We start from the raw sequence: 26338 nt of genomic DNA, 5'->3' as shown, positions 1-26338 counted from the left end.
TGGGGCGGATACGGCGCCACCTTCGCCGACCCCGACGGCTACGTCTGGAGCCTGGGCTACAGCGCCCCGGGAACCGACCAGCCCTACGCCGAATAAGCGACGGCCAGGTGTCCTTGGCCTGCCGGACGCACACCGGCATCTCGATTCCGATCGACCGTGCCGGGGTGGCCGCCGGTTGGTGACGGGGGAACGGCCGGTCGGGGAACCCGCCGGTTTCCGCGGACGGTTGCCACGGCCCGGCACGACGTCCGTGTCCCGGGTGACGACCACGCCCCGCCGGCGGCTGCCCGTGTCATCGTGCAGATGCGCCTGCCGACCTCGACGCCCTGAACGCGACCTTCTCCATGCCCGGGGCCCTCGACCCCATCAAGCGCCGGCGGGGCCGGTAGCCGTACGAGGCGATCCGGGTCAACCACGAGCCGTTGGCGTAAGCGGCTGCGCATTTCGGGCTGTAGGCGGTGCCGGGGGCGGGTATGCGCGATCATCGCCGGATGGACGCTCGTTTCCTCGGCATCGCCGAGCTGGTCGAACCCCCGTCCGTGGCGGTCGTGGTCGACGTCATGCGTGCTTTCACGGTGGCTGCCTGGGCCTTCGCCCAGGGGGCGGAGAAGATCGTTCTGGCCGAGTCGCCGGCCGAAGCCCTGGCGCTCAAGGCTCGCCATCCGGATTGGGTGGCGCTCAAGGACGGTCCGCCCGCGCCCGGGTTCGACACCGTCAACTCGCCGGGCCTGCTGCGGTCCATCGACCTCGGCGGACGGACCGTTGTGCAGAAGACGACGGCGGGGACGGTCGGTGCCCTCGCCGTCAAGGAGGCGTCGCTGGTGTTGTGTGCGAGCTTCGTGGTGGCGGAGGCGACGGCTCGGCTCCTGCGGACACGCGAGTGTGAGAGCGTCACGTTCGTGGTCACCGGCGACGACGGGAAGGCCGACGAAGATCTGGCCTGCGCTCGATACATCGCTCGCCGGGCCACCGGAGCCGGCACGGATGCGGCCGAGTTCCTCCGCCGTGCCCGCGAGTCGCGCGCCGCCGCCGAGTTGACGGAGGGGGTGCGTGCGGGAGCCCATCCCGACGACGTCGCACTCTGTCTCGAACTCGACCGGTTCCCCTTCGCCATGGTGGCGACCTCGGCGGACTCGCTCATGGTTCTCCGCCCGTGCGCCGTGCCTTCGCCGACCGGCGACGCTTCGATCTGATCCGAGGCGAGGTCCGACTCCCGCCGTGCGAGAGCCGGCGCCCGGTCGGGTACGCGGCGCCGGACGCGCGCGGGCCGGCCGTACGCGGACCGGACTCCCTCGCCCCACCGTGAGCAGCGCATCGAGCCTCGCCGGTCGGTCAGGTCGTCGGTTCCGACGGCGCAACGCCCGTTTCGACGGCCGGAATTCGGCGGTGCACGTCCTCGTACATGTCGAGCATCGCGATGCGGAAGACCTCGGCCTGGTGCGTGCCGATGAACGCGGTGTGCCCGAACACCTCCAGGGCGACGAGGCCGTGCATGTGCCCCCACGAGCTGAGGATGAGGGCGGCCGCGGCCGGCGGTAGATCTCCCAGCCCGTCCGGCGGCAGGCCTTCCAGGTGTCCCCGGAGCGCGGGCGAAAGCGCGGGCGTGTCGGCGGCGCCCAGTTGTTCGGTGGTCAGCCCGGCGAACAGTTCCTGCTGGAAGATCGCGCTCATCCGGCGAACCGCCTGCGTGGTGGGACCGTCGGCGGGCGCCTGGTAGTGCCGCAACGGGGCCCCGTAGATCAGTTGGAACCGTTCGGGATTGGCGATGGCCCATCGGCGGTAGCCCTCGGCCGCCACCACCAGGCGCGGCATGGACGCGTCGTGCGCGCCGTCGACCGTGGCCTGCACGGCGTCGGCCAGGTCGTCGTACGCCTTGGTGATCAGCGCGGTGACGAGGTCGTCCCGGCTCGGAAAGTAGTGGTACAGCGCCTGCACGGTCATGCCGAGGCTCCGGGCGACCGCTCGCAGGGACAACGAGTGGGGTCCGTGTTCGGCGATGTGGCTCTCGGCGGCGCTCAGGATCTCCTGGACTGCGACGGCCCGGCGCCGCTGGCGCAGGGTGGGCACGGCCGCTGGGGCTTCGGCTGGAGGCATGCGACGACCGTACGACGAACCTTCCGGTACCGCATCCAAAAACCGCACTCTGTGAAGAAAATCTAACACTGCCAAAGATTCTTGTCCCTCACTAATGTCGTCCATGGCGACGGGGAGAACGACATCGCATCCCGTCCCCGGTACGCGAAACACGATGGACGCGGAGGAGCGGTCTCTTCCGCCTCCTCGGCACCGCCCCGGACGCCCCGCCTCCCCTGACCGGAAGGACGCCGGGGCCCACCCCCATCAGGTCGTTCCGACCTTCGTCATGTCTTTACGCAGTGAGAGTGCAAGGGAGAGAGTGCGTGTTCGACCGCATAGCCGAGCTGGTGGTTCGCCGGCCCAAGGCGGTACTCGTGGTCGCGGCCCTGGCCGTGGTCCTCATGGGTGTCGTGGGCTTCGGCGCATTCGGCAAGCTGCTGGGCGGGGGCGGCTTCGACGATCCGGCCTCCGAGTCCACCCGTGCCGGGCGGGTCATCGACGAGAAGTTCGGCGGAGAGCCGAACCTGGTCCTGCTGGTCCGCCCCTCCGACGGCGGCGTCGACGGCCCCGCCGCGAAACAGAGCGGTCGAGCCCTGGTGGCCGACCTGAAGAAGGAGCGGAAGCTCGACAACGTGATCTCGTACTGGGACACGGACAACCCGAACCTGCGCTCCAAGGACGGCCGCGAGGCCATCGTGCTCGCCCACGTCAAGGGCGACGACACGGAGCAGGGAAAGAACGTCAAGAGCATCGTCGACACCTACACCGGTCGGTACGGGGACGGGCTCACCGTCCGTGCCGGAGGGGCCACCGCGGTGGCCGACGAACTGGCGACACAGACCGGCAAGGACCTCGTGCTGGCCGAGGCGATCGCCGTGCCGCTGACGCTCGTGCTGCTCCTGGTCGTCTTCGGCAGCGTGGTCGCGGCGCTGCTGCCGCTGTTGATCGGCACCATCGCGGTCCTGGGCACGTTCGCCGTCCTCGCCGTCCTCGGCAGCGTCACCGACGTCTCGATCTTCGCGATCAACCTGACCACGGCTCTGGGCCTCGGACTGGGCATCGACTACGCCCTGTTGATGATCAGCCGGTTCCGCGAGCAACTCGCGTCGGGGGCCGAGGTGGACGACGCGGTCCGGCACACCGTGCGCACCGCCGGCCGCACCGTCACGTTCTCCGCCGCCACGGTCGCCGCCGCGCTCGGATCGCTGCTGGTGTTCCCGCAGTTCTTCCTCCGGTCGTTCGCGTACGCCGGCGTCGGTGTCATCATCGTCGCCGCGGCCGCCACCTTGTTCGTGATGCCCGCCGTCCTGGCCCTCCTGGGGCACAAGGTCAACAGCGGACGGATGCCGTGGGCGAAGCTCGGGCGCACCGACGCCCGGGTGCCGCTGTGGGGCCGGATCGCCGGCACCGTCATGCGACGTCCCGCGCTCACCGCGATTCCGGTGCTCGCGGTGCTGCTGCTGGCCGCGAGTCCGCTCCTGGGGATCAGCTTCGGTACGGCCGACGAACGGGTGCTGCCCGAGGACGCGCAGGCCCGTCAGGTCTCGACCGCGCTGCGGGAGAACTTCGACGGCAACGACGCCGCAGCCGTCCACATCGTCCTCGACGGGCCGGTGGGCGAGGCCCCGTTGGCCGCGTACGCCGCCGAACTGTCCAAGCACAAGGACGTGGTCCGCGTCTCGGCCTCCACGGGCACCTACGTCGGCGGACGCTCCACCGCGCCGGGGCCCGGCAATACGGCCCTGGGCCGCCCCGACGCCCAGCGCGTCGACGTGGTGAGCGCGTTGACGCCCAAGTCCGGCGCCGCCCAGGACCTGGTCGCCGAGGTGAGGTCGCTGCCGGCGCCGGCCGGGACGCGCCCCCTGGTCTCCGGATCCGACGCCGAACTGGTGGACTCCAAGGACTCCATCGCCGGCCGACTCCCGATCGCGGTGGCCCTGGTCGCCGTCACCACCTTCCTCCTGCTCTTCCTGTTCACCGGCAGCGTCGTGCAACCACTGCGTGCGCTGGTCCTGAACCTGATCAGCCTGGGAGCGGCCCTGGGCGCCATGACCTGGATCTTCCAGGACGGGCACATGGCCTCCCTGCTCGGCTTCACACCGCAGCCGATGGACACCTCGATGACCGTGCTGATGTTCTGCATCGCCTTCGGTCTCTCGATGGACTACGAGGTGTTCGTGCTCAGCCGGATCAAGGAACTCCACGACCTGGGCGAGGGGACCGAGTCCGCGGTGGTCAACGGCCTCGGGCACACGGGACGCATCGTCAGCGCGGCGGCCGCCCTGCTGGCGGTGAGCTTCTTCGCCTTCGGTACGGCCGAGGTCGGCTTCATGCAGATGTTCGGCCTGGGCACCGGGCTGGCCATCCTCATCGACGCCGTCGCCGTACGCGGCGTACTCGTGCCCGTGGCGATGCGCCTGCTCGGCCGTTCGGCCTGGTACGCGCCCGGCCCGCTGCGCAGGTTCCACGACCGATTCGGGCTCAGCGAAGCCGGCCCGGCGCCGGTGGCCGCGACCGCAGCCGCGACCCCGTCGGGCGCCGGCGCCTCTTCCGAGAAGGACTCGGCGGGAGTCTGACCACGCGGGACCGCTGCCGCACCGTGCCCGCCTCCGCCGTCCTCGGAGGCGGGCACGGTCGTCTCGCGCTTGCCGTCACCCGGCCGGGTCCGGAGCCCGGGTGCTCGCTCACCCGTGACCGGGAGGCACCGCACCGGGGTTCAGCAGGTCTTCCAGTTCGGCCGCGAACAGCAGGGCGGGGTCGAACCGCATTCCGGTGAAGTGTCCGGCGAGTTCCAGGGAGAGCACGCCGTGCAGCCGGGTCCAGAAGGCCAGGACCCGGCGGAGGACGGCGGACGAGGCGGGATGGTCGCCCGCCCAGTGCCGATGGTCTTCGAGGTGCGCGTCGAACGGCGTCGCACGCGTGTCCGGGGGCAGCGCGGTGCAGGCGTCGAGCAGAGTCACCAGGATCTCGTCCGCGATGGCGGTGACGTCTTCGGGCGCGTGGTAGCCGGGGACGGGGGTGCCGTAGATGAGGAAGTACCGCTGAGGGTCGGCCAGGGCCCATCCGCGCAGGGTGTGCGCCAGCGCGGCCATGTCGCCACCGGAGTGGGCGGCCGCGCGGAGGGTGTCGGCGAGGCTTCGGTACGCGTCCGTGATGAGTTCCGTGATCAACTCGTCGCGGCCGGCGTAGTACCGATAGAGCGCCGGTCCGCTCACGCCCATCTGCTTGGCGATCGCGTTGAGGGAGAGCGCGGACGCGCCCGCCGAGGCGATCTGTTCCCACGCGTGATGCTTGATCTCCGCGCGTACCTGGGCGCGGTAGCGCTCGCGCGGGGTCGCCGTGCCGGTTTCCGCCATGCCGTACCCCTGTCCGAACCCAGTCGGCTACATAGTCAAGTTGTGGTTAGAAGATATCACGCAGGTGGTTGACGTCGGTCGCCCGTGGAAGTTATAACTTATAACGAACGGCAAATCATCTAAGTGGGCTTCGCGGTGCGGTTCCTCGGGATCCGTACGCCCGACCACTCGCATACGAGGAGAGCGTCATGTCAGCTCCGTCGAACGTCGTGTCGGCCTCGCCGACGTCACCCGAGACCGGGGCGGCCCGGCGCGTTCCGCGGGCGGTGACCGTCTCCGCGTGGGCGGTTCCGATCATGGTCCTGGGCCAGTTCGCGCTGCTCGCGGGTGTGCCGGTCGTGGTGGCCCTGGTCGGCGCACTGGCTCGGGTTCGCGACCGGGCGGTGCGGGCGGGAGCCGTACTCGTGACCGTCGCGTTCGCGATCCCGCTCACCGTGTGGCTGGTGCGGCCCGACGGCGCGCAGAGCCTGTCCAAGGACATCCACCCGGCGTTCGTCGGCCTGATCGTCGCCGCGTCCGCCGTACTGATCTTCACCCTCCACCGCGCCCGCCGACGCTGAGCACGGCCCGCGCGGCGGAGCCCACCCCACCAACGCACCGAACACCCCGGCCGGGTCCACGACGGACCACCCGGCTGGGCTCACGACGGGCCGCCTAGCACTGCGCCGTCAGCCGTGCCCGGTCGAAGCGGCGGGCGGCGAGGTCCTCGGGACGGATCAGCCAGTAGAGGGCGCCGGCGTCGCCCCACATCGTCTGCGCGTCGCTGTCACTGTCGAACTGGGCGAGCAGGACCCAGCGTTCGGCTTCCCGGTCCAGGACGGGGGTGCCCCACGAGGGAGAGTTGCCGAGCACCCCGCATGCGATGTCGTACTCCACCGGGCCTTGCACCGGCACGGCGTGGCCGCCGATCCGGTGGTCGAGGTAGCCGTTCAGCCGGCGGAACGCCCGAATGAACGGCCGCAGCGGGGCAGGGGTTTCGCGCATGTCGGGCCAGAGCCCGCCGTCGCCGAGCAGGGCTTCCCGGACCCGGGGCAGCCACAGGTCGGGGGCGCTCTCCTCGACGAGCGCAGCCAACTCCACGCGCGCGTACGGTTCCAGCCCGCGGGGTGTCTTCGCCCGGAAGATCGGCGTGTCCTCCGGGATGTAGAGCACCTGGGCCCCGGCCCACGACCGCGGGTCGTCGGGGGAGACGAACGCGCCCTCGTCGGCATCGTCGCCCCGGCCGTCGAAGTAGAAGAACAGCAGGGTCCCGTCGTGCGGGAAGTCGGAGGTCAATCCGTCGCGGGGGAGCAGCGCGCATCGCACCGATGCGATGAAGGACAGCGGGCCTTGGCCCGGCCACTGTGGCCAGTCGGCCCCGGCGGGCAGTTCCGGCTCCCCGCCGAGGGCGGCGACGGCCTGCTCGCCGTCCGCCGCCCGGCGCAGACGCACGCATGGACGCAGCAGAGCGGTCCACCGCTCGGCGAGATCTCCGGGCAGATGCTCGGCCGCGAGCCGCGAGTATCGATCGTCGGTCATGCGAGCCATGATGGAGCGTGCCGCCGACACCGGTGCCGGAGGAGGGCGGATTCGCCCACTGTCCCCGCTACTTCACCGGCCCTCGGCAGCCCGGGCGTCGAGGCGCGCCGTACACGCCGTTCGGCACCTTCGCCCTGTTGACGATCCCCGGTGACAACGACACGTGGTCGGTCACGGTGGTCGCCCGCACCGGCGACGCACCACCGGTGAGGCGAGGTTGTGGCACCCGCGCGGCCACGGTGACGAGAGGGTTGGGCGCGCGATGACGCCGACACGCGTGGCCCGTGTGCTGAGGCGAGGCGAAGGTCTTTCCGGATCTCCTCGCCGCTGCCGAGGTCCTCGACTCCGAAGCGGGCGACCTTCTCCGTGAACACCCGTCCCGAAGAACCGAACGAGGCGGGGTGACCTCGTGGATGCGGCGGCACGGACCCGGCGGCGGGAGGAGTTGCGCCGCGTGGGAGACCAGCCTCAGCCGCGGAAGGATTCCTTGCGCTCCGGGTCGGCCTCGGCCAGGGCCTTGGTGACCGCTTCGACGCCGGCGCGGAGGCCGTAGACGGGGGTGTCCGGCTGCTGGCGCCAGGAGTCGTCGAGGTCGCCCGCGTCCACGGAGTCGAAGCCGAGTTCGTCGATCAGGGCCCGTACGACGTTCTTGGCCGACTCGTCGTCGCCCGCCACCGGCAGGGCCATGCGGTCGGGGTGGCCGGCCGGGAGGGGCCTTTCCAGGAGGTCCTGGGCGTAGGTGCCGTTGAAGGCCTTGACCACCGGGTGCCCGAGCTGCTTCTCGACCCAGCGGCTCTCGGTCAGCCCCTCGTCCTCGATGGCGGCGATCCGGCCGTCGCGCTGCTGCGGGTAGTAGTTGTTGGTGTCGATCACGGTGAAGCCCTCGGCGGCTTCGTCGAGGAGGCCGGCCGGCAGGTCGGGCACGTTCTTCAGCGGGACGGTGACCACGACGACCTCGGCGTCTCGGGCCGCCTCGGCCACGGTGACGGGGGTGGCGCCGGTCTCCTCGGCAAGGGCCGTCAGCGTCTCGGGGCCGCGGGAGTTGGCCACCGACACCTCGTGTCCGAAGGAGGCGAGCCGACGCGTCAGGTTGCCGCCGATGTTGCCGGCGCCGATGATGCCGATCTTCATGAACTCTCCAGTGCGTGCGGTATCGGGTGTCGCGCATGCCGGAACCCCGCGGGACGGCATGGCATTCCCCGACGCGCCGGATTCGCCGCACGAATAGCGAGCGGCGCATCGGTTTTGCCTGTGGTGTGTCGGCCGGTGGGACGGTCACGCGGTGCCGGGTGCCGGGCCGGGGGCGTCGGCGCGGGTGCGCTGTTCTTGTAACGCCTTCCGGAGCCGGGGCCAAGTAGGGGAAAGCAAACGAAGGGACACGCCACATGGGTGCGTACGACCTTGCACGGATCGGTCGTGATCCGGCCGCCTTCGAGGTGTTCTATCGCAGGCATTTCGAGGCGGTGACACGCTTCGTCGCGCGACGGGTCGACGACCCGCACACCGTGGCCGACCTCACCGCGGAGACGTTCCTGGCCGTGGTCGACTCGGCTCACACCTACCGCCCGGACAAGGGCAGCGAGCTCGCCTGGCTGTACGGGGTATCCCGCAACGTCGTACAGAACGAGAACCGGAGGGCCGCGCGCGAGCTGCGTGCCACCCACCGCAGTGCCGGCCGGCGTCGACTCGACGACGACGACATCGCGCGCATGGAGGAGCGCATCGACGCCGAGGCCTCCGGTCGTCGTGCGCTCGACGCGCTCGCGACACTGCCCGAGGGGCAGCGGGCGGTGATCGAGTTGATGTCGATCGACGAACTGTCGGTGAGCGAGGCCGCGGCCGCGCTGGGGATATCCCCGGTCACCGCCCGTGTGCGCCTGCACCGTGCCCGCAGGACACTGCGCAACGTCGCCGGCACCGCGGCCCCGACCGCCGCGGTGGTCACGTCCCGCTCCACCCCGACCCCCACCCCCACGGCCTGCGCCGTGACGACACCCACGATGGAGACTCGATGAACACTCGGAGCCCCTTCCAAGAGCAGCTCCTGACCGAACTCAGGGGAGTGGTCGCGGAAAAGGCCGCCACGCCGGCTCCCCGGCCCGGCATCAGCCGCCGCCGCAAGGCCACGATCACCGGCGCGATCGCGGTGGCGATGGGCGCCGCCGTGGCCGTGGTCGTACCCGTCGTCGTCGGCGGCGGCGCCACGTCACCGGCGTACGCGGTGGAGCGCGAGCAGGACGGCTCGATCACGGTCCGCGTGCGGGAGTACACCGACCCCGCCGGGCTCCGAGACCGCCTCCGGGACCTCGGCGTCGACGCGGTCGTGGACTTCGTGCCGCTGAACCGGCAGTGCGCCGAACCCCGCGCCGCCTTCGCCGAGTTCGACCCCCTGCTGTTCACCAGTGAGGCGCCGACCGAGGGTGCCGAGGGATACATGCGGCTCCACCCCGACCGGATCGCCGCCGGCCGGACCCTCGTGCTCGAGATCCACTACCGGAACGACGCCCGGACCCACGTGAGCAGTGACCGCGCGCGCCTGGCCACCGGACCGGTGGCCCCGTGCGTACTCGTTCCCGTCCCCGCGAACTGAAGTCCCGCAGGGTCGGCGGCGTCGGCGGCAATCCGGCCGAGCGAGCGGCACGAACGACTCCGCCGCATCCGGCGGGCACGGCACCGGCGGCTTCGCCGGGTGTCGGGTGTGTGGGGCGCCGTGCGTGGCCCTCGCCACCGAGGATGCCGCGCCGGACGCGGCCGGGGACACGCTCGGTTGACCGAGTGCGCGACCAGGCGCCACCGTGGTCCGGCCAAGACGCTGATCGGCGCGATCAGCTCTTGGCCGAGCCGCGGCCGCGTCCGTCGCACGGACCCGGGCGGCCTGTCTCGCGGCGTGGGCCGGAGGCTTGGCGGATGGCGTCCGCCCGCCCCGATGCGCTCGCCGCATCCGCGCGGACTCGCGGACGTGGCTGCGTCCGCCCGCCGGGCGCTCGCGGACGCACCTGGGCTCCGCCGATCCGTCAGGGCCGGCTCCCTCGTCCCGGCCGGGTCTGACGACGTCCCCGTCGGGGGGATCACGCGGTGGGGCGGTGGTCCGCGGGTCGAGGGGAGGATCATGGTGGTGGGGGCCGAACCTGCAGGAGGTAGGTCATGGGACAGGCACGTGAGGCCATGGACCGGCTCACCGAGGCGATGACCAAGTCCAAGGACGTCAAGGCCATCGCAGACTGTTTCGCGGAAGACGCCGTGGCCACGACGCCGGAAGGCAATTTCCGCGGCCGTGACGCGATCGCGGAGTACATGATCGAGTTCGCCGTCGCGGTACCGGACGGTGAGTTCGAATATGAACACGAGTACGAAGTGGGTGATACCGCAATCGACGAAGGATGGTTCCACGGGACCAACACCGGCCCGCTGAAGCTCCCCGACGGCGAGATGCTCCCGGCGACCGGCAAACCGGTCCGCATCCACGGTTGCGACGCCGGGACGGTCGAGGACGGACGGATCGTGGACTATCGGTTGTACTTCGACCAGTTGGCATTCCTCGATCAACTGGGGCTGGCGCCCGCAACCGCGGGTTGAGTCGGCGGCGCGAGCGGGCGGCTCGAACCGTCCGCTACGACAGGCACGGGCGCACACGGCGGACGCGTGTGCGGCGCGGGCGGTGCCGCATGACCGGCGGCGCGCCGTTCACCGTGCGTGGGCGCCGTTGTGCGTTCAACGCGGCTTCGTAGGTCCGCGGTCTTCGTGGGTCCGCTCGAACGGTCGGTCGATCACGCACGGTGCGACGCCACGCACGGTACGTCCGCCCGGGGACACGTCCGCGTCCGCGGCTGTGTCCCCGCCCGCGTCTCCGACGGTCCGACCGGCGTCCTCGACGGATTCCGCAGCCCCGATCCTCACGCCTCGCCCTCCCGCGAAGCGCCCGGGTCACCGTCACCCGGAGCCGGTGGACGTACAGCGGTGCCGAGGATGTGAGTGGCGGCGGGCATCGGGACCCGGGTGTCGGGGAATGCGAAGCGGTCCAACTCGGGGACGGTGAAGCCGGCCCGGCGGATCGCGGCCTCGGTGTCGCGTCCGGTATGACAGCCCCCGCACAGCAGCGGCCACAGCGTCGCATCCGCCACCCGTTGCACCCGCCGCATCCGCGCACTGTTCGCCCGGACATGCTCGAAGAACCGCAGTTGCCCGCCCGGCCGCAGCACCCGGAACCCCTCCCGAAGCGCCGCATGCGGGTCCGGCACCGAACACAGCGTCAGACAGAACACGACCGCGTCGAACGACTCGTCCTCGAACGGCAATTCGTCGGCCACGCCGTCGCCGACGTCGACCGGGACCGCGGTGGCCCGGGTGGCCTCGACCGCAAGCGCCCGCAGTCGCGGCTCCGGCTCGACCGCCGCGACCCGTGCCACCGAGGCCGGGTAGTGCACGAAGTTCGCGCCGTGCCCCGCGCCGATCTCCAGCACCTCACCGCTCAGGCCGTCCAGCAACCGCCCGCGATGCTCACCGACGCCCGCCTTCTCCAGACCCGGACCGGCCACCTTCGCATAGAACCGCGCGAACACCGGCCTGCGCACCGACCTCGCCGACGCCTTCGTCTCGTGCACGATCGACCACCACCTTCCCAGCCGCCGCCATCCGGCCGCTATCCTTGATGTAGGAGGGAGTACATAGTGAACTCTATTCACGATAACGCCGCAAAGGCCAGGGCGGACGGCTCGCTGGACCGGTTGTTCGAACTCGCCGAAGTCCTGGGCAGGTTGATGACCCACGGCATCGACGCCCACGGCCTCACCGCCGCCCGCGCCCGCCTCCTCTGGGTCCTGCTCCACCACGGCCCGATGACCCAGCGCGCCCTCGCCGACGCCCTCGACGTCACTCCGCGCAACGTCACCGGCCTCCTCGACGCGCTCGAAACCGACGGCCACGTCGAACGCGTGCCCCACCCCACCGACCGCCGCGCCACGATGGTCCGGCTCACCGACCACGGCACCGCCGTCGTCACCCACCTGCGCGAAGGCCGCGATGGCATGGCCGCCGCCCTGTTCGCCGACATCCCCGAGACTCACCTGGCGGGGTTCACGGCGACCATCGCCACGGTCACCGCCCGCCTGCGCGGCACACCCGCGCCGGGATGCGACGGCGTGCCCGCACCTCAACCTCCGCGGTGAACAGCGGATTTACCGCGACAGAGGCACGGACGGTGTCCCGCGCGACCTGCCGCTCGGTATCGGTGACCGGTGGGTGAGGCGTAGGCGTTCGCGGCGTCGGTCGGGCGATTCCACGGATGGTCACGACGGCGAGAGCGAGGGGCGGCCGACGGGTACCGGGGCCGGGCGTCCCGGGAAGCGTTCGATCGCGGGGTGACCGCGGAGTTCGTCAGTCGCGTCCGGCGGAGGGAGCGCGCCTCGTGGTCGAGGCGACGCCGGGGCGTCCCTCGAACGCGGAGGCCACGGTGGTGACGGTGGTGGGGTCCTCGAGCTTGACGCGGAAGGATTCCGGGAGTTGCTCGGCGGTGGTGGCGCCGAGGAGAAGGGGGTTGTTCGCGCTCTGTGCGCGAAACAACTCCCATGCCTGTTGCCGGTCCTCGAAGTACACGTGTTCGACCTGCGGCATGGCCTTGAGCGCGGCGAGGAGTTCCTCGCGCTGGGCGTTGGTGACGGCGCCGTTCGAGCAGCCGCCCGTCTTCGGATCGGAGGCCCGGCACAGGAACACGGCCAGGTCCGCCTTGCCGGCCCAGAAGTCGACGCCCGGCGGCAGGTTGTCCGTGCCCCAGGAGGGCGCTTCCTCGTTCGCGCCGTCGGAGCCGGACCCGGCCGACCCGGCGACCCCCGAGGAAGCGGCCCCCGCCCGCTTCGGAGGTGCTTTCCCGCTGCCGCCACCGGAGCACGCGGCTACCGCCGTGACCGCCAAGAGGGTTGCCGCGCATCCGATGCCGACCCTGCCGGCGCGCGAGGTGATCCGATTCGCCATGTCCGCCCCCGTCATGAACGTGCCTGGCAGCGAGCGTAGTTGGCAACTCTCCCACCGCAACCATCCGCCGCTCGCGGGTCGGTCCGACGAAGTACGACAAGCCAAAGCGAACCGCGCGCGGCAGAAGGCCGGCGGGGACCGGTCGGGTGATCCGGCCGAGGCCGGGGACGCCGTCGTGTACATCGCCGCCGTCGACCGGCCGCCGCCCCACCTCCTCCCCGGCGCGCGCCGGCTCCGAAAGGGGCGGTCGCGCGGCTTTGGGCGCCGGATCGGCCATCGGTCAGTTCGAGGTGGGGCCGCGTGTGAGCAGGCCTGCCGAATGCACCACGGCGTTACCGGTGTTCGGGAAGACCGTGTAGTAGTCGTACTTGAGTTTGCCGCCGGGTGCCTTGGTGAGCACGATCCAACCGCGCCGAGTACAGACCTGTTTCGGGTCTCGGACGATGTCCTCGCGCAGGACGATCCGGTCGCTGCGGATGGCCGCTCGGTCCTCGGTCTCCAGAGTGAGCGTGCCGGAACAGTTGATTCCGGGGTACTCCGACTCGCCGACGATGCTTCCGGGTTGGCCCACCTGTAGGCGCAGGGCGACGGTGTAGGTGGAGGTACTCAGTGCCGACCCGCGCCATCCCGCGGCGAAATCCGTCGGCAGCCGGCGGGCCGTCGGCTGCGCACTGCCACTCGTGCGGCTGCTCGCGCCGGTCCGGGGACTCGTCGCGGGCCGGGTGCCGCCGCTGGGACTCGCGCTCGCGCGGGCGCTCGGCCGGGTGCCGCCGCTCGGGTTCGCCCCGGGGCTCGCACCGCCACCCGTGGAATCGATGGTGATGCCGGTCCCCGGATCGGCCTCGATGAGCACTCGCCCCGGCGAGAACTCCTGGACCACCCTGCCCTCCATCGTCACCCGAAGCCCCTTCGCGGCGGCGACCCGAAAGACGGATTCCTTGACCGTGCCGTCCTCCTTGTGCCTGATCACCACGACGAGTTCGTTGCCGGCGGTCTTCTTCGAGTAGTCGACACCTTCGTCGACACTGAACGTGCCCACCGGCGTGACCCAACGGGCGCCCAGCGAAATGGAGATCTTCCCGCGCGTCGAGATCGAGAATTTGATCGGCCCGATCGCGTAGCCGATCACCGGATCCTCGACGCCCGCCTTCCGGTCGCCTCCCTCGTCGAGCCCCAGATAGCCGCACGACGTGGTGCCGATCAACGCCATCGACGTGCACACCGTGATCAGTCCCACCCGTGCCCTGAGCCGCCGCAACCGCATCGCGTTCCTCCCCCGAGAACACCCGTGCGTCGAGTATGAGCCCGAATACGAACGAATGTCGGGGAAACCGCCTCGATGCCGCGCGGGAACCGATCACCCATCACGCGACGGTGAACCCGCGGCGGCGCAGCCACGCAGCGGGCGGTATCGGAGCCAGGTGCTTGACCCTCACGTGGCGTCATGCCGCATGGTCGGTGGCGTGGAAGAGCACCTGACCGTGGGACGTGTGGCCGAGCTGGCCGGCGTGAGCGTCCGCACGCTGCATCACTACGACGAGATCGGCCTCGTGCGGCCGTCCGCGCGGACCGCGGCCGGGTACCGGGCCTACTCCGCGGGCGACGTGGAGCGGCTGCGGGAGGTACTCGCCTATCGGCGGCTGGGCTTCGGACTGCGCGAGATCGCGGATCTGGTCGACGACCCGACCACCGACACCGTCGCGCATCTGCACCGGCTGCGCGGCCTGCTGGCGGAACAGCGCGACCGCGCCGAGGCCATGGTGACGGCCATGGACAGGGAACTGGAGGCACGGGCAATGGGGATCAGAACGACGCCGGAGGAGCAACTGAAGGTGTTCGGCGCGCAGTTGTACGAGGCCATCGGGTCCGCCTACCCGGCGACGCGGCGCACCGAGCCGCGGATCGCCGCGAGGGTCTGGGAAGCGCTCGGGCACGCGCGGACGGTACTGAACGTCGGTGCCGGCACCGGCTCCTACGAGCCGCCCGACCGCGACGTCACGGCGGTGGAACCGTCGGCGGTCATGCGGGCACAGCGTCCCGCGGGCGCGGCGCCGTGTGTGGCCGCCAGTGCGGAGAGCCTCCCGTTCGAGGACCAGTCCTTCGACGCCGCGATGGCGTTCAGCACCATTCACCACTGGCACGACCCGATCGCCGGGCTGCGCGAGATGCGCCGGGTGGCCCGCCGCGTGGTGGTGTTCACGCACGACGCCAGTGACACCGGCTGGCTTCACCGGTTCTGGCTCACCCGCGACTACCTGCCCGAGGTCGCCGGCCTGATCGCCGGCCGGCCCTCGGTGGTCGAGTTGGCCGGAGCGATCGGGGCCCGCCTGGAGCCGGTGCTCATCCCGTGGGACTGCGCCGACGGCTTCCTCGAGGCCTACTGGCGCCGCCCCGAGGCGTACCTGGACGAACATGTGCGCCGCGCGATTTCGATCTGGACCAGAGTCGGGCCGGAGGCCGAGCGGCGCGCGGTGGGCAGACTCCGCGACGACCTTTCCTCGGGCCGGTGGGTCGAGCGCAACCGCGAACTCGTCGCCCTCGACGCGGCGGAGCTCGGCCTCCGCCTCCTCGTCACCTGAACCATCGTGCGTGAGAACGCCACGGGGAGCCGGCCCGCCGGAACCGGTGGACGTCGACCGCGGGCCGACCGGTCCGGCCCATCAGCCGCATCGGGCCCCTCGGAGCGCGCTGTGTCCACCTCGGTGCGGGGCGTGGTGGGCCGCATACGGTCGAGGGCGGTCCGCACGGGACCGCCCTCGACCGTGGATCAGCGGCGGGTTCCGACCTTCAGGCCGCCGCGGATCGGCGTGCGAGCCACGTCGCCGGCGAACATCTCGTACGGGAAACCGAGTTCGATCGCCCCGGCCTCGTCGAGGTGGACCAGTTGCCGCGGCGCAATGCGATGTGGCTGTGCCTGACGCATCCGCAGACGCGCGAGCTCTATGTCGACCGCGAACGCGTCGTGCGGGAGGGCATCGCCCACCTGCGCGCCGCGTGGGCCGCGTATCCGCAGGACCGGGTCTTGACCGACCTCATCGCCGAATTCATCACGCGGGACGAGGAATTCGCGCGCCTGTGGGCCGAGCGGGACGTCAAGGTCAACGGCCGCGGGCGCAAGGAGCTGCGGCATCCCGCGGTCGGTGTGATCGCAGTGCACTTCGAAGTGCTCATGCCACTCCAGGATCCGGACCAGCGGCTGGTGATCTACCGCGCCGCGGACGACGAGAGCCGGGCGGCATTGGACCGATTGCGCACGCGCTGACGTCGAACCCTCCACCCGCACACCGGGCCGCCCCGTCGTTCCGGTCGCGGGGAGGCCCGTCGTTCCGGTCGCGGGGCGGATCGAGGGCGGGGATTCAGCCGCCCAGGGTGATCGCGGCTGCGATCGCCGGACCGAAGGCGCCACCGAGCTGGTAGCAGAGGTTGAACAGGCCTATCGCGGTGGGGCGTTGGGCGGCCGGCGCGGCCGCGGTCGCGTACACCGCGAGCGTGGCCTGGCCCGCGCTCGCGGTGAACACGGCCAGTGTCGCGACCAACAGGAGCAGCGGCGCCCAGGGGGTCAGGGCGGCGGTGAGCGGAGCGAGCGCGCCGACGGTGAGCAGGATCGTCAGGACCCGGGGGCGGCTCATCCGGGCCGAGACGGCAGTCGGCAGCATGGCGAGCGCCGAACCGGCGAGGAGGGCGGCCAACTGGCTCGTGCCGATCGTGGAGGCCGACCAGTCGGTGCGGTCGCGCAGCAACTGCGGGACGGTGAAGAGCAGTGTGAAGTACGAGGTCGCGAAGGCGCAGGCGAGCACGGCGGAGAGGACGAACGCGCGGGTGCGCAGCAGCGCCGCCGGTACGAAGCCCGTGGGATCGGACCTGATGTGCAGGGCCAGCAGCGCGCCCGTTGCCAGTGAGGCGACCACCGCGGGGAGCGGGTAGCGCGGGACGAGTACCAGCGCCGTCGCGGTCAGGACCAGCAGGGCGGCGCCCCGGCCGTCGAACGGGGTGCCGTGCCGAGGCGCGGACGAGTCGGCGCGGCGCAGGACCGCCGGGAGGGCGAGGAGGGCGATCGCGCCGACGGCCATGGACAGCCGCCACGAGGCGACGTCCGCGATGGTCGAGCCGAGCAGCGGGCCGACCGCCCCCAGCGTTCCGAAGCCTGCCGTGATCACGCCCATCCGGCGGACCGAGCCGGCCAGGCTCATCGCCGCGGTGACCAGGCCCGCGCCGCCCGCGGCCTGGGCGGCCCGGCCCGCCATGGCCACCGGCAGCCAGGGGGCCGCGGCGAGGACCGCGGTGCCGGTCACGATCAGGACGGCGCTCAGCTTGAGCGTGGTGCCCAGGCCGCGGCGGCGCAGCAGGTTCGCCATCAGCGGGGTGCCGACCGCCATGGCCCAGGCGAATACGGTGACGAGCCAGGTCGCGGTGGCCGTACGGACGCCGAGCGAGTCGGCCGTGTCGGGGAGGATCAGGACCGGGCTGTTGGCGCTTGCGGCGATCGGGGTGGCCAGCAACGCCAGCCACATGACCGGTACTGGGCGCGAAGCGGGCTCGGCGGCGGAGGGCCGGAGGGCCGGCCGGCCGAGGGCCGAGGCGAGGGGCTTCGTCGGTGCGGTGGGGCGCGGGCCGGGACGGGTTTGGGCGTGCGGGGACACGGCAGCCTCCGGAAGGCGGGGTGGTCGGCGGTCGTCGGTGGGGGGCAGCGGTGAAGCCGGGAGAGTGATTCGGGCGGCTCGGTGGGAGGTCGGCTCGGACGCCGGATGTTCCCGTCGCTCGGATTCGACAATCTCAGTAGCCAGATACAAGCATTCGACTCTCCCAGAGTCAAGTATCTCGAATCTAAGAGACTTATTACTGGTAGAGTTCCTACTGAGAAAGTCCGTACCGAGAGAGTCTGTATCGAGAGGCGTGACGACGATGAGCGATGCCGTGGACGCGATCATCGGTCAGTGGGCCGAGGAGCGCCCCGACGTGGTGGACGACCTCTGGTCGGTGGAGCTCTTCGGGCGCATCCAGCGGCTGGCCCTGGTGGTCGAGAAGTCGGTCAAGGCGACCGCCGTCAAACACGGCCTGGATGTCGGCGAGTTCGACGTCCTCACCACGCTGCAGCGCTCCGGGCCGCCGTACGCCCTCACCGCCGGGACGTTCCTCAAGGCGTCCATGGTGTCCTCCGGCACGATCACCAACCGCATCGACAAGATGGAGGCCAAGGGCCTGGTGGAACGGGTGCGCGACGGGGAGGACCGGCGCACCGTCAAGATCCACCTCACCGAGCACGGGCACGAGGTCACCCGGGCCCTGTTCGCCGACCATCTGGAGAGCTATACAGGGCTGCTCGCGGACGTGGACCGGGATCTGGTCGAGAAGTCCGCCGACAGCCTCCGGCAGGTGCTCGAGGCCCTCGGCGACACCAGCATCAAATGACGGCCGCCGGGGCGGTCGCTCCCGGCGCTCTCGGGCGGCCCGCGGCCCTGTAGTCGACCGGACCGGCGGGCGCGGGGTCGGCGGGCGCGGGCCGGAACGCCGCCGGCGGCCGGCCTTCCGCCACGCGCGGGCGGAGAGTGCGGATGCCTCCGCGGGCCGGACTGCCCGTCTCGACCGAGTCTTGCGTTATAGGCAAGTTGACATGCCTTTATCGCAAGGTGGGCTTAGCGTTGCTCGCATGGCACTCCGAGAACGCACGGAGTGAGCAACGAGAGGGGACGACGCCATGTCTGTGACCACTGCGGCCTACACGACCGACCGACTGCCGAGCACGACCGCGGATGCCGTGGTGATCGGCGGCGGCGCCGCGGGCCTGAACGGTGCGCTGATGCTTGCCCGCTCCCGCCGATCGGTCGTCGTCATCGACAGTGGCAGCCCGCGCAACGCGCCCGCCGAGGGCGTACACGGCCTGCTCGGCCTGGACGGCACGCCGCCGGCCGAGCTTTTGCACAGGGGGCGTGAGGAGGTCCGCCGCTACGGCGGCCTGGTCGTGACCGGGCGGGTGATCTCGGCCGCGCCCGCCACCGCCCCTGCCTCCGCCGAAGGCGACCCGCGCTTCACCGTCACGCTCGCCGACGGCCGCACCCTGCGGGGCCGCCGACTGCTGGTGGCCACCGGACTGCGCGACGAGCTGCCCGACATCCCCGGGCTCGCCGCGCACTGGGGCCACGGCGTGGTGCACTGCCCGTACTGCCACGGCTGGGAGGTGCGCGACGAACCCATCGGGATCCCGGCGGTGGGCCCGGCCTCGGTCCATCACGCGCTGCTGTTCCGTCAACTGACCGACGACCTGGTCTACTTCACTCGCGGAACCGACCTGGACCAGGACACCCGGGCACGCTTCGCCGCACGCGACATCCGCGTCGTCGACACCGCCGTGACCGCGATCGAAACCGCCGAGGACGGGACCATCGAGGGCGTACGCCTGGCCGACGGCCGGCTTGTGCCCCGTCGCGTCCTCGCGGTCGCGACCCGGATGCGGGCCCGTACCGACGGCCTCGAGGAACTGGGGCTGCCGATGCGGGACTTGCCCGACGGTATGGGGCGCCACTTCGCGACCGGCATGGCCGGCACCACCGGGATTCCCGGCGTGTGGGTGGCCGGGAACGCCACCGACCCGACCGCTCAGGTCGGCGCCTCCGCAGCGGCCGGCGCTCTGGCAGGCGCCCGCATGAACGCCGACCTCGCCGCTGCCGACACCGACGCCGCTCTCCGGGCCGCACGCACCGTCGCCTGAGAAACCCCGCCCTCCACGGAACCCGCACGACCTTTCGCGGCGCCCGCGCCGGCAGCCACCACGCCGGCGCCTCGTACCCGGACAGCGCCGAATCTCGCACGCGCTCTCGAGCCCAGTCCCGCACGCACGCTTCCGAGCCGCACCCGCATGTGCTTGGAGCCGTGTGCCGTGTCCCGCGTGCGCCCTTCCGAGCCGCGCACCCCGCATGCCCTTCGAGCGGCGTCCTGCACGCATGCCCATGGAGAGGAACCATGAACTTCGACCGATCCGCGCAGGCGAGCACCGGCCCATCCGGCCTCCCCGCCCCAGCCTCCGCCTCCGCCTCCGCCTCCGCCTCCGCCTCCGCCTCCGCCTCCGCCCCCGTCCCCGTCCCCGGCGGCCCGCCGGACGCGCGGCAGCGCCGTACGATCCTGATCGCCGTGTGCGTCGCGCTGATGGCGGTGATCGCCTCGGTCTCCGGGCTCAACGTGGCCCAACCCGACCTGGCCGTGGAGTTCGACGCGTCGCAGGGCACGATCCTGTGGATCATCAACATCTACACCCTGAGCCTGGCCGCGCTCCTGCTGCCGCTCGGTGCCCTCGGCGACCGCCTGGGTCGCAAGCCCATGCTGGTGGCCGGCCTGACCCTGTTCGGCCTCGCCGGCGCCGCGGCCGGACTGGCGCCCTCCGCCGAGGTGATGCTCGCCGCGCGCGTACTCGGCGGCATCGGGGCGGCGATGATCATGCCGATCACCCTCGCCGTGATCACCTCCACCTTCCCCGAGGAGGAGCGCGGCCGAGCGATCGGCGTGTGGACCGGCGTCGCCGGCGGCGGTGGCGTCCTGGGCATGTTCCTCTCCGCGGCCCTGGTGGACGTGGCGAACTGGCGCCTGTTGTTCGTACTGCCCGTCGTCCTCGTCGCCGTCGCACTCGTCATGGCGGTGCGTTCGGTCCCCAACTCCCGTGACATCTCCCGGCATTCCTTCGACTTCACGGGTGCTCTCAGCTCCGTCGTCGCCGTGGTCGGGCTGATCTTCTTCCTTCAGGAAGGCCCCGAGCGGGGCTGGGGCGCACCCGAGACCCTCATCGGTCTCGCCGTCGGCGCGGTGGCCTGCGTCGCGTTCGTGACCTGGGAACTGCGACGCCGTGACGCCGCGCTCCTGGACGTACGCCTGTTCCGCGAACGCGGCCTGGCCGGCGGCTCGATCACGCTCCTGGCCGTCTTCGGAGTCCAGGCGGGCATCTTCGTCGTGCTCTTCCCCTTCCTCCAAGCCGTCCTGGGCTGGTCCGGGCTGCTGTCCACCGTGGCGCTGATGCCCATGGCCGTGCTGATGATGATGTCCTCCGGCCTTGCCCCCAAGCTTGCCGAGCGCATCGGCCCCAAGGCGACGATGGCCACCGGGATCGCGCTGGCCGGTGCCGGGCTCGCCCTGATGGCCGCCATCGTCTCCGTCGACGGCGGCTACCTGTCCGTGCTCCCCGGCATGCTCGCCATGGGCATCGGCATGGGACTGTCGATGACGCCGTCCACCGAGGCGATCACCGGCTCCCTGCCCCAGGAGCGCCAAGGCGTGGCGTCCGCCCTCAACGACGTCACCCGAGAGTTCGGTACCGCGCTCGGAGTCGCCCTGCTCGGTGCGTTGTTGTCCGCCGGATACCGAAGCGCCATCGACACCCGACTCGACGGCATCCCCGAGGACCGCGCCGACACCGCCCGCGAAGGCGTCGCCAACGCCATCGACGCGGCCCACACCGCAGGCCCCCGCGCGCAGGACCTGGTCCGCGCCGCCCGGGAATCGTTCGTCGACGGATGGCAACAGGCCATGTGGGCAGGCGTGATCGTGATGGGCGCCCTCTTCCTGTACATCCTCGCCCGAGGCCCCCGGCGCCCGGTCCGCACACCCGACATGCCGGAACCGGCCGCCACCACCACCGCCGTGACATCGCCGCACTGATCCGGGAACCGGCCGACTCGACTGCCCGAAAACCGCACACGGCCACGGAATTCGCGACCACACCCATGGCCGCCACCGCACCGACGCCGTCCGGGTCGCGCGTGGAACCGCCGGCCACACGTGCTCCCGACGAGAGCCTCCGCTCCAACGCGGGCCGGCTGCCCGGCGGGGGATTGAAGACACGCCCCAGCCCGCACATCCACCCGCGGTGGCGCCGCACACCACGGACGCGCCTCCCGCACCGCGCGCGGAGGGGGCGCAGGACTTCCCGCCTTGGGCGTGATACTAATACCGGTATAAGAATTGGATTCGCACGTGAGACATGGAGTCGCGGGACATGGTGGAGATCAAGACCGATACGGACCTGGACGCGATGCGGGAAGCCGGGCGCGTGGTGGCCCACGCCCTCGCCGCCGCTCGGGAAGCCGCGGGCATCGGGGTGTCCCTGCGGGAACTGGACGAGGCGGCCCGCGCCGTCCTGGGTAAGGCGGGGGCGCGCTCGCCCTTCCTCGGCTACCTGCCCTCCTTCGCCCCCACCCCCTTCCCCGCGGTGATCTGCACGTCGGTCAACGACGCCATCGTGCACGGCATCCCCACCGACTACCGTCTGCGCGACGGCGACCTGGTCGGCGTCGACTGCGGAGCGGAACTCGACGGCTGGACCGGCGACGCCGCCATCAGCTTCATCGTCGGCACCCCACGACCCGCCGACGTGGACCTGATCGACGCCACCCAACGCGCTCTCGACGCCGGCATCGCCGCGGCCAAGGCCGGCAGCCGCATAGGCGACATCTCGCACGCCATCGGCGCCGTCGCCCGATCGGCACGCTGCGGCATGCCCGCGGACTTCGGCGGCCACGGCATCGGCCGCCGCATGCACGAAGACCCCGACGTTCCCAACCGGGGACGCGCCCGCCGCGGCTTCCCCCTGCGCCACGGCCTGACCCTCGCCATCGAGCCCATGCTCATGGCCGGCGGGCACGACGACTACCGCGTCGGCCCCGACGGCTGGACCCTGTACACCGTGGACGGCAGCCGTGCGGCCCACATCGAGCACACGGTCGCCGTCACGGAAGAGGGCCCCCGGATCCTGACCCTGCCCTGATCAACGGAGGAGGGCCCCGGATCCTGACCCTGCCCTGACCATCCGGACGGCGCACCGTCCCCGCGCCGACCACTCGCACGCCGACCCGCGTGTTCGACACGAACCCGCGGGAGAGGTCGACTCTCTTGCGTCCAAGCGGGCTTGATCCGATAGTCGCGGATTCGCCGGCCCGCCGGCGTTCGTACCACGGCGCAGGTCAGTCGCAGGCCGCTGGTCAGATGTGGCGCCCGGGCCTCGCGGTGGAAGTACACGAGCGAGTTCGCCGACGCGGCCGCCCGGTCGCCGTCGACGTCCACCAGTACGTCGGTGGTCAGGTGCTGGGTGAACTCCCCTTCGACCTCGGCCCGGCGCGGGTAGCCGACGACGTTGTCGAGGCCCCGGACTTCGCCTCCGCGCGGCGAGTGCACCGCCACGTCGTCGGCGAACACGGTGCCCACGTCCGCCCACCGCCGCTCGTCGAGCAGGCGCGCGAGACGGATGAACAGGTCGGCGATCTCGATGCGGTCGTCGATCGCGGTGTTCGGGGACATGGCATCCCTCTTTCATTGGCGTGTCCAACATTGGCGTCGCCAACTATATCCAAATCCATTGGCGGCGCCAACGATGTATGCCCGCTGGGGCCGGCAGCACCACCGGCCCGGCGAACCGGTCCGATCGAGGCGCCCTCCGGAAGGACCCGGCGCCGCGGGCTCGACCGAGGCGGCGACCGCCGGGTCGACCGGCCTTCCACCGGATCGCGCTCGGCCGCTCGAGCCGGCAGGGCCCCGCAAGGGTTCGAGCGCCCGAGAGCCGGCAGAGTGGGGGGATGACCAGCACTTCCTCGACTTCCGGCAGCCCCTCGGACCCACGCCGCGAGGCGCTCCGGGACTTCCTGCGGGACCGCCGGGCGCGACTCACGCCGGGCGACGTCGGCATGTCCGCCGCGGGCCGGCGTCGTACTCCGGGGCTGCGCCGCGAGGAGGTGGCGGTGCTGGCCGGGGTCGGGGTGTCCTGGTACACGTGGCTCGAACAGGGTCGCGACATCACCGTCTCGACCGAGGTGCTCGACGCGATCGCCGGTGCGCTGCGGCTGAGCGATCCGGAGCGCGTCCACCTCTACCTGCTCGCCGGTCTCAACCCGCCGCCCGCCGGGGGCGAGCCCGCGGCCGAGGTGACGGCCGAGATCCGGCAGTTGCTGGACGCGTGGGCCCCGCGGCCCGCGGTGCTGCGCGACCGTTCCTGGAACGTCCTGGCCTTCAACGACCCGGCACGCGCGGTCTTCGACTTCGACGGCACCGCCCGCAACTGCCTTGTCACGTACTTCACCAGCCCCCGCTACCGCGCGATGCCCGACCTGTGGGCGGCAGGCGCGCCCGCGGTGGTGGCCGCGTACCGCGCCGACGCGGCCCACGCGCCGGGCGACTCCGGGTTCGCACGGGTGGTGGACGGACTTCGCGACGCCAGCCCCGAGTTCGCCGAGCTGTGGGCCGGGCACGACGTCGGCGCCCCCGCCCAGGCCGTGAACGCGCTGCGGCACCCGGAGGCCGGGGAACTGCACTTCGACGCGACGACGCTGACCGTCGCCGACCACCCGTACTGGCACGTCGTCCTGTACAACCCGCGGCCCGGCACGGACACCGAAGCCCGCCTCGCGACCCTGCCCCACCTGCGGCTCGCCACCCCGGCCTGACCCCTCGGGCGGGGCGCGCGCGGATCATCCTGGTGGTGCCACACCCACGATAAACGCGCACTGTATAGCCGCGAACCGGTCCCGCACGCTGGATCCATGACGCACAACAGCTCCCGCTTCGGCGGCAAGATCGTCCTCGTCACCGGCGGTACCAGCGGCATGGGCCTGGAGGCCGCCCGCAGGCTCCTCGACGAGGGCGCCCAGGTGATCGTCACCGGACGCGACAAGGTCCGCCTCGACAGCACCATCGCCGACCTCTCCGCCGCCCCCGCCCCCGACGATGCCTCCGCCGCCCCCGCCATCCGCGGCGACCGCGTCCTCGGCATCTCCGGCGACGCGAGCGACCCCTCCGACCTGGACACCTTGTTCGCCGCGATCCGGGAACGCCACGGCCGCCTCGACGCGGTGTTCGCCAACGCGGGCATCGGCGCCTTCCAGCCCGTCGGCGAGGTCACCGAAGCCGAGTTCACCCGCGTCGTCGACGGCAACTTCAAGGCGGCGTTCTTCACCGTGCAGAAGGCGCTTCCGCTGCTCGCCGACGGGGGCGCGATCCTGATCAACGCGTCCTTCGCCGTGCACCACGGGGTTCCCAACACCGCGCTCTACACGGCCACCAAGGCCGCCGCGCACAGCCTCGCCCCGACCCTGGCCGCCGAACTGGCACCGCGCCGCATCCGGGTCAACTCGGTGAGCCCCGGCTACACCGACACCCCGGCCTACCGTGCCGAGGCCTCCGACGAGGCCCAGGCCGGCGTCGGCGCGGTGGTCGCCGCAGGCCGCGTGGGCACCTCGGACGACATCGCCGCGGCGGTTGCCTTCCTGCTCTCCGCCGAAGCGTCCTACATCAACGGCCGGGACATCGTCGTCGACGGAGGCCTCACCGCCGCCACCCCCGCCCAACTCCTCTGAGCACCAGGCGAATCCCGGGCCCCGGGGCGAGGCTGTCGAACTGCGGCGCGGCACCGGTCAACGCGTCCGCCTCGCCGGCCCGAGCCCGGCTTCGTGCGGTTGGAGGTCAGGCGAGTACCGCTGCCACCAGCGCGGCGGTGTCGGCGATCAGGGGTTCGTCCGCGGGTGCGTCGGCGTCGTGCTTGGCGGACAGGACTGCCATGACGATGGGTCCCCGACCGGGTGGCCAGGCGATGCCCACGTCATTGGTGGTGCCGTACCCGCCGGTACCGGTCTTGTCCCCGACGATCCAGTCCCTGGGCAGCCCCGCCCGCAGGCGGTTGCCGCCGGTCGTGTTGGCGAGCAGCCACCCGGCCAGCCGCTCGCGGTCCCGCGCGTCGAGGGCGTTTCCCAGGGCGAGCCGCGCGTACGTCCGGCCGATCGCGCGAGGGCTCGACGTGTCGGTCGCCCGGTCCGGCTCCGCCGAGTTCAGGGCGGGCTCCCATCGGTCGAGCCGGGTCACCTCGTCCCCGATCGAACGGCAGAAGCGGGTGACCGCGCTCGGGCCGCCGAGTTCGCGCAGCAGGAGGTTCGCCGCGGTGTTGTCGCTGTGGTCGATGGCGGCCGCGCACAGGTTCGCCACGGTCATGCCGTCGGCGAGGTTCTCGGGCAGGCCCGTGATCGGCGCGTAGCCCGAGTCGGTGACGTCCTTCCGCGTGTACCGGACGCGTCGGGCGAGGAACTCGCCGTCCCGGTCGAGGTCCCTCAGGACCGCGGCCACGGCGATCGTCTTGAACGTCGAACACATCGGGAACACTTCGCGCGCGCGGTGGTGCACGGTCCTGCCCGTGACCGTGTCCCACGCGAAGACCCCCAGCCGTGCGGCATGCGCCTGTTCGAGAGCGCGCAACCGACCGACGATCCGCTCGTTGTCGCCCGTGCCTTGGGCGAAGGCCCTTCCCCCGACGGGGAGAACGACGCCGAGAGCCGCTGCGGCGAACCCGCCCAGTACCCCACGCCGAGTCGGTCGCAACTCCATGACCACTTCTTCCCTCTGCTCGTGCGGCGCCACCCGGCATGAGGACGCTCCCTCGCGGGCCGTCCAAACCCATCCATGCC

25 protein-coding genes are annotated in these 26338 nt (G+C 71.7%); 15 read left to right on the top strand and 10 right to left on the bottom strand.

What is annotated here, in order from left to right; all coding sequences use genetic code 11:
- Positions 1 to 491: 491 nt before the first annotated feature.
- Positions 492 to 1193 (top strand): 2-phosphosulfolactate phosphatase, encoded by a 702-nt coding sequence (locus tag ACWCPW_RS10140; RefSeq protein ID WP_449761101.1) that lies wholly within the window; start codon positions 492 to 494, stop codon positions 1191 to 1193.
- Positions 1194 to 1332: 139 nt separating this feature from the next.
- Here the strand turns inward: ACWCPW_RS10140 and ACWCPW_RS10135 are convergent, their stop codons facing one another.
- Positions 1333 to 2094 carry a TetR/AcrR family transcriptional regulator gene (locus ACWCPW_RS10135; RefSeq protein WP_449761100.1) on the bottom strand — a complete coding sequence of 254 codons (762 nt, stop codon included), beginning with the start codon at positions 2092 to 2094 and terminating at the stop codon, positions 1333 to 1335.
- Between the two features lie 305 nt (positions 2095 to 2399).
- Between ACWCPW_RS10135 and ACWCPW_RS10130 the strand changes: the two genes are divergently transcribed.
- On the top strand, positions 2400 to 4652 hold the full coding sequence (locus ACWCPW_RS10130; protein WP_449761099.1) for an MMPL family transporter: 2253 nt from the start codon (positions 2400 to 2402) through the stop codon (positions 4650 to 4652).
- A gap of 108 nt (positions 4653 to 4760) precedes the next feature.
- Here the strand turns inward: ACWCPW_RS10130 and ACWCPW_RS10125 are convergent, their stop codons facing one another.
- On the bottom strand, positions 4761 to 5432 hold the full coding sequence (locus tag ACWCPW_RS10125; protein WP_449761098.1) for a TetR/AcrR family transcriptional regulator: 672 nt from the start codon (positions 5430 to 5432) through the stop codon (positions 4761 to 4763).
- Between the two features lie 188 nt (positions 5433 to 5620).
- On the opposite strand from ACWCPW_RS10125, the gene ACWCPW_RS10120 reads away from it, so the two are divergent.
- Complete coding sequence (locus tag ACWCPW_RS10120; RefSeq protein ID WP_449761097.1) at positions 5621 to 5992, top strand: hypothetical protein; 372 nt, start codon at positions 5621 to 5623, stop codon at positions 5990 to 5992.
- Between the two features lie 94 nt (positions 5993 to 6086).
- Here ACWCPW_RS10120 and ACWCPW_RS10115 read toward each other — a convergent pair whose 3' ends face one another.
- Both ACWCPW_RS10115 and ACWCPW_RS10110 read right to left on the bottom strand, forming a co-directional pair.
- Positions 6087 to 6950, bottom strand: coding sequence for a YwqG family protein (locus tag ACWCPW_RS10115; RefSeq protein WP_449761096.1), 864 nt, complete (start codon positions 6948 to 6950; stop codon positions 6087 to 6089).
- A gap of 468 nt (positions 6951 to 7418) precedes the next feature.
- On the bottom strand, positions 7419 to 8081 hold the full coding sequence (locus ACWCPW_RS10110; protein ID WP_449761095.1) for an NADPH-dependent F420 reductase: 663 nt from the start codon (positions 8079 to 8081) through the stop codon (positions 7419 to 7421).
- 254 nt (positions 8082 to 8335) lie between these two features.
- Here ACWCPW_RS10110 and ACWCPW_RS10105 point away from each other — a divergent pair, with 254 nt between their 5' ends.
- From ACWCPW_RS10105 to ACWCPW_RS10095, 3 genes are all read left to right on the top strand, one after another.
- Complete coding sequence (locus tag ACWCPW_RS10105; RefSeq protein WP_449761094.1) at positions 8336 to 8965, top strand: RNA polymerase sigma factor; 630 nt, start codon at positions 8336 to 8338, stop codon at positions 8963 to 8965.
- The gene (locus ACWCPW_RS10100; protein ID WP_449761093.1) at positions 8962 to 9540 is read left to right on the top strand and encodes a hypothetical protein; all 579 of its coding nucleotides are present in this window, start codon (positions 8962 to 8964) and stop codon (positions 9538 to 9540) included. The genes ACWCPW_RS10105 and ACWCPW_RS10100 overlap by 4 nt, the downstream gene beginning before the upstream one ends.
- A 554-nt stretch (positions 9541 to 10094) precedes the next feature.
- Entirely contained in the window at positions 10095 to 10526 is a 432-nt protein-coding gene (locus ACWCPW_RS10095) for an ester cyclase (RefSeq protein ID WP_449761092.1), read from the top strand.
- 317 nt (positions 10527 to 10843) lie between these two features.
- Here the strand turns inward: ACWCPW_RS10095 and ACWCPW_RS10090 are convergent, their stop codons facing one another.
- Entirely contained in the window at positions 10844 to 11551 is a 708-nt protein-coding gene (locus ACWCPW_RS10090) for a class I SAM-dependent methyltransferase (protein ID WP_449761091.1), read from the bottom strand.
- 66 nt (positions 11552 to 11617) lie between these two features.
- Between ACWCPW_RS10090 and ACWCPW_RS10085 the strand changes: the two genes are divergently transcribed.
- The gene (locus ACWCPW_RS10085) at positions 11618 to 12115 is read left to right on the top strand and encodes a MarR family winged helix-turn-helix transcriptional regulator (RefSeq protein WP_449761090.1); all 498 of its coding nucleotides are present in this window, start codon (positions 11618 to 11620) and stop codon (positions 12113 to 12115) included.
- 208 nt (positions 12116 to 12323) lie between these two features.
- On the opposite strand, the gene ACWCPW_RS10080 is transcribed toward ACWCPW_RS10085, so the two are convergent.
- A complete protein-coding gene (locus ACWCPW_RS10080; protein WP_449761089.1) occupies positions 12324 to 12917 on the bottom strand; it encodes a permease-like cell division protein FtsX in 594 nt (197 codons plus the stop codon).
- A gap of 280 nt (positions 12918 to 13197) precedes the next feature.
- A complete protein-coding gene (locus ACWCPW_RS10075; RefSeq protein ID WP_449761088.1) occupies positions 13198 to 14181 on the bottom strand; it encodes a hypothetical protein in 984 nt (327 codons plus the stop codon).
- A 187-nt stretch (positions 14182 to 14368) separates the two neighbouring features.
- Between ACWCPW_RS10075 and ACWCPW_RS10070 the strand changes: the two genes are divergently transcribed.
- Both ACWCPW_RS10070 and ACWCPW_RS10065 read left to right on the top strand, forming a co-directional pair.
- Entirely contained in the window at positions 14369 to 15496 is a 1128-nt protein-coding gene (locus ACWCPW_RS10070) for a MerR family transcriptional regulator (protein ID WP_449761087.1), read from the top strand.
- 296 nt (positions 15497 to 15792) lie between these two features.
- On the top strand, positions 15793 to 16179 hold the full coding sequence (locus ACWCPW_RS10065; RefSeq protein WP_449761086.1) for an MmyB family transcriptional regulator: 387 nt from the start codon (positions 15793 to 15795) through the stop codon (positions 16177 to 16179).
- A 94-nt stretch (positions 16180 to 16273) separates the two neighbouring features.
- On the opposite strand, the gene ACWCPW_RS10060 is transcribed toward ACWCPW_RS10065, so the two are convergent.
- On the bottom strand, positions 16274 to 17428 hold the full coding sequence (locus tag ACWCPW_RS10060) for an MFS transporter (RefSeq protein WP_449761085.1): 1155 nt from the start codon (positions 17426 to 17428) through the stop codon (positions 16274 to 16276).
- 391 nt (positions 17429 to 17819) lie between these two features.
- On the opposite strand from ACWCPW_RS10060, the gene ACWCPW_RS10055 reads away from it, so the two are divergent.
- From ACWCPW_RS10055 to map, 4 genes are all read left to right on the top strand, one after another.
- Positions 17820 to 18326, top strand: coding sequence for a MarR family winged helix-turn-helix transcriptional regulator (locus ACWCPW_RS10055; protein WP_449761084.1), 507 nt, complete (start codon positions 17820 to 17822; stop codon positions 18324 to 18326).
- Positions 18327 to 18612: 286 nt separating this feature from the next.
- Positions 18613 to 19623 carry an NAD(P)/FAD-dependent oxidoreductase gene (locus ACWCPW_RS10050; RefSeq protein WP_449761083.1) on the top strand — a complete coding sequence of 337 codons (1011 nt, stop codon included), beginning with the start codon at positions 18613 to 18615 and terminating at the stop codon, positions 19621 to 19623.
- A 434-nt stretch (positions 19624 to 20057) separates the two neighbouring features.
- Entirely contained in the window at positions 20058 to 21557 is a 1500-nt protein-coding gene (locus ACWCPW_RS10045) for an MFS transporter (RefSeq protein ID WP_449761114.1), read from the top strand.
- 337 nt (positions 21558 to 21894) lie between these two features.
- Positions 21895 to 22662 (top strand): type I methionyl aminopeptidase, encoded by a 768-nt coding sequence (gene map, locus ACWCPW_RS10040; RefSeq protein ID WP_449761082.1) that lies wholly within the window; start codon positions 21895 to 21897, stop codon positions 22660 to 22662.
- Here the strand turns inward: map and ACWCPW_RS10035 are convergent.
- A complete protein-coding gene (locus ACWCPW_RS10035; RefSeq protein ID WP_449761081.1) occupies positions 22545 to 23192 on the bottom strand; it encodes a nuclear transport factor 2 family protein in 648 nt (215 codons plus the stop codon). The two genes, map and ACWCPW_RS10035, sit on opposite strands and share 118 nt — an antisense overlap.
- Positions 23193 to 23467: 275 nt before the next feature.
- Between ACWCPW_RS10035 and ACWCPW_RS10030 the strand changes: the two genes are divergently transcribed.
- Together ACWCPW_RS10030 and ACWCPW_RS10025 are read left to right on the top strand one after the other, a co-directional pair.
- Positions 23468 to 24331, top strand: a complete 864-nt coding sequence (locus ACWCPW_RS10030) for a helix-turn-helix transcriptional regulator (protein ID WP_449761080.1) — start codon at positions 23468 to 23470, stop codon at positions 24329 to 24331.
- Positions 24332 to 24427: 96 nt separating this feature from the next.
- Complete coding sequence (locus tag ACWCPW_RS10025; protein WP_449761079.1) at positions 24428 to 25240, top strand: SDR family NAD(P)-dependent oxidoreductase; 813 nt, start codon at positions 24428 to 24430, stop codon at positions 25238 to 25240.
- Between the two features lie 106 nt (positions 25241 to 25346).
- Here ACWCPW_RS10025 and bla read toward each other — a convergent pair whose 3' ends face one another.
- Positions 25347 to 26258, bottom strand: a complete 912-nt coding sequence (gene bla, locus ACWCPW_RS10020) for a class A beta-lactamase (RefSeq protein ID WP_449761078.1) — start codon at positions 26256 to 26258, stop codon at positions 25347 to 25349.
- Positions 26259 to 26338 lie beyond the last annotated feature (80 nt).

It is taken from the genome of Embleya sp. NPDC001921 (assembly GCF_053594475.1).
This window is presented reverse-complemented; position numbering and strand designations above follow the sequence as displayed.

Bases quoted from the DNA above. Each gene is read 5' to 3' on its own strand.
- ACWCPW_RS10140 (WP_449761101.1), top strand. From the start codon at position 492: ATGGACGCTCGTTTCCTCGGCATCGCCGAGCTGGTCGAACCCCCGTCC.
- ACWCPW_RS10135 (WP_449761100.1), bottom strand. From the start codon at position 2,094: ATGCCTCCAGCCGAAGCCCCAGCGGCCGTGCCCACCCTGCGCCAGCGG.
- ACWCPW_RS10125 (WP_449761098.1), bottom strand. From the start codon at position 5,432: ATGGCGGAAACCGGCACGGCGACCCCGCGCGAGCGCTACCGCGCCCAG.
- ACWCPW_RS10120 (WP_449761097.1), top strand. From the start codon at position 5,621: ATGTCAGCTCCGTCGAACGTCGTGTCGGCCTCGCCGACGTCACCCGAG.
- ACWCPW_RS10115 (WP_449761096.1), bottom strand. From the start codon at position 6,950: ATGACCGACGATCGATACTCGCGGCTCGCGGCCGAGCATCTGCCCGGA.
- ACWCPW_RS10110 (WP_449761095.1), bottom strand. From the start codon at position 8,081: ATGAAGATCGGCATCATCGGCGCCGGCAACATCGGCGGCAACCTGACG.
- ACWCPW_RS10105 (WP_449761094.1), top strand. From the start codon at position 8,336: ATGGGTGCGTACGACCTTGCACGGATCGGTCGTGATCCGGCCGCCTTC.
- ACWCPW_RS10100 (WP_449761093.1), top strand. From the start codon at position 8,962: ATGAACACTCGGAGCCCCTTCCAAGAGCAGCTCCTGACCGAACTCAGG.
- ACWCPW_RS10095 (WP_449761092.1), top strand. From the start codon at position 10,095: ATGGGACAGGCACGTGAGGCCATGGACCGGCTCACCGAGGCGATGACC.
- ACWCPW_RS10080 (WP_449761089.1), bottom strand. From the start codon at position 12,917: ATGGCGAATCGGATCACCTCGCGCGCCGGCAGGGTCGGCATCGGATGC.
- ACWCPW_RS10075 (WP_449761088.1), bottom strand. From the start codon at position 14,181: ATGCGGTTGCGGCGGCTCAGGGCACGGGTGGGACTGATCACGGTGTGC.
- ACWCPW_RS10070 (WP_449761087.1), top strand. From the start codon at position 14,369: ATGGTCGGTGGCGTGGAAGAGCACCTGACCGTGGGACGTGTGGCCGAG.
- ACWCPW_RS10060 (WP_449761085.1), bottom strand. From the start codon at position 17,428: ATGTGGCTGGCGTTGCTGGCCACCCCGATCGCCGCAAGCGCCAACAGC.
- ACWCPW_RS10055 (WP_449761084.1), top strand. From the start codon at position 17,820: ATGAGCGATGCCGTGGACGCGATCATCGGTCAGTGGGCCGAGGAGCGC.
- ACWCPW_RS10050 (WP_449761083.1), top strand. From the start codon at position 18,613: ATGTCTGTGACCACTGCGGCCTACACGACCGACCGACTGCCGAGCACG.
- ACWCPW_RS10045 (WP_449761114.1), top strand. From the start codon at position 20,058: ATGGCGGTGATCGCCTCGGTCTCCGGGCTCAACGTGGCCCAACCCGAC.
- map (WP_449761082.1), top strand. From the start codon at position 21,895: ATGGTGGAGATCAAGACCGATACGGACCTGGACGCGATGCGGGAAGCC.
- ACWCPW_RS10035 (WP_449761081.1), bottom strand. From the start codon at position 23,192: ATGTCCCCGAACACCGCGATCGACGACCGCATCGAGATCGCCGACCTG.
- ACWCPW_RS10030 (WP_449761080.1), top strand. From the start codon at position 23,468: ATGACCAGCACTTCCTCGACTTCCGGCAGCCCCTCGGACCCACGCCGC.
- ACWCPW_RS10025 (WP_449761079.1), top strand. From the start codon at position 24,428: ATGACGCACAACAGCTCCCGCTTCGGCGGCAAGATCGTCCTCGTCACC.
- bla (WP_449761078.1), bottom strand. From the start codon at position 26,258: ATGGAGTTGCGACCGACTCGGCGTGGGGTACTGGGCGGGTTCGCCGCA.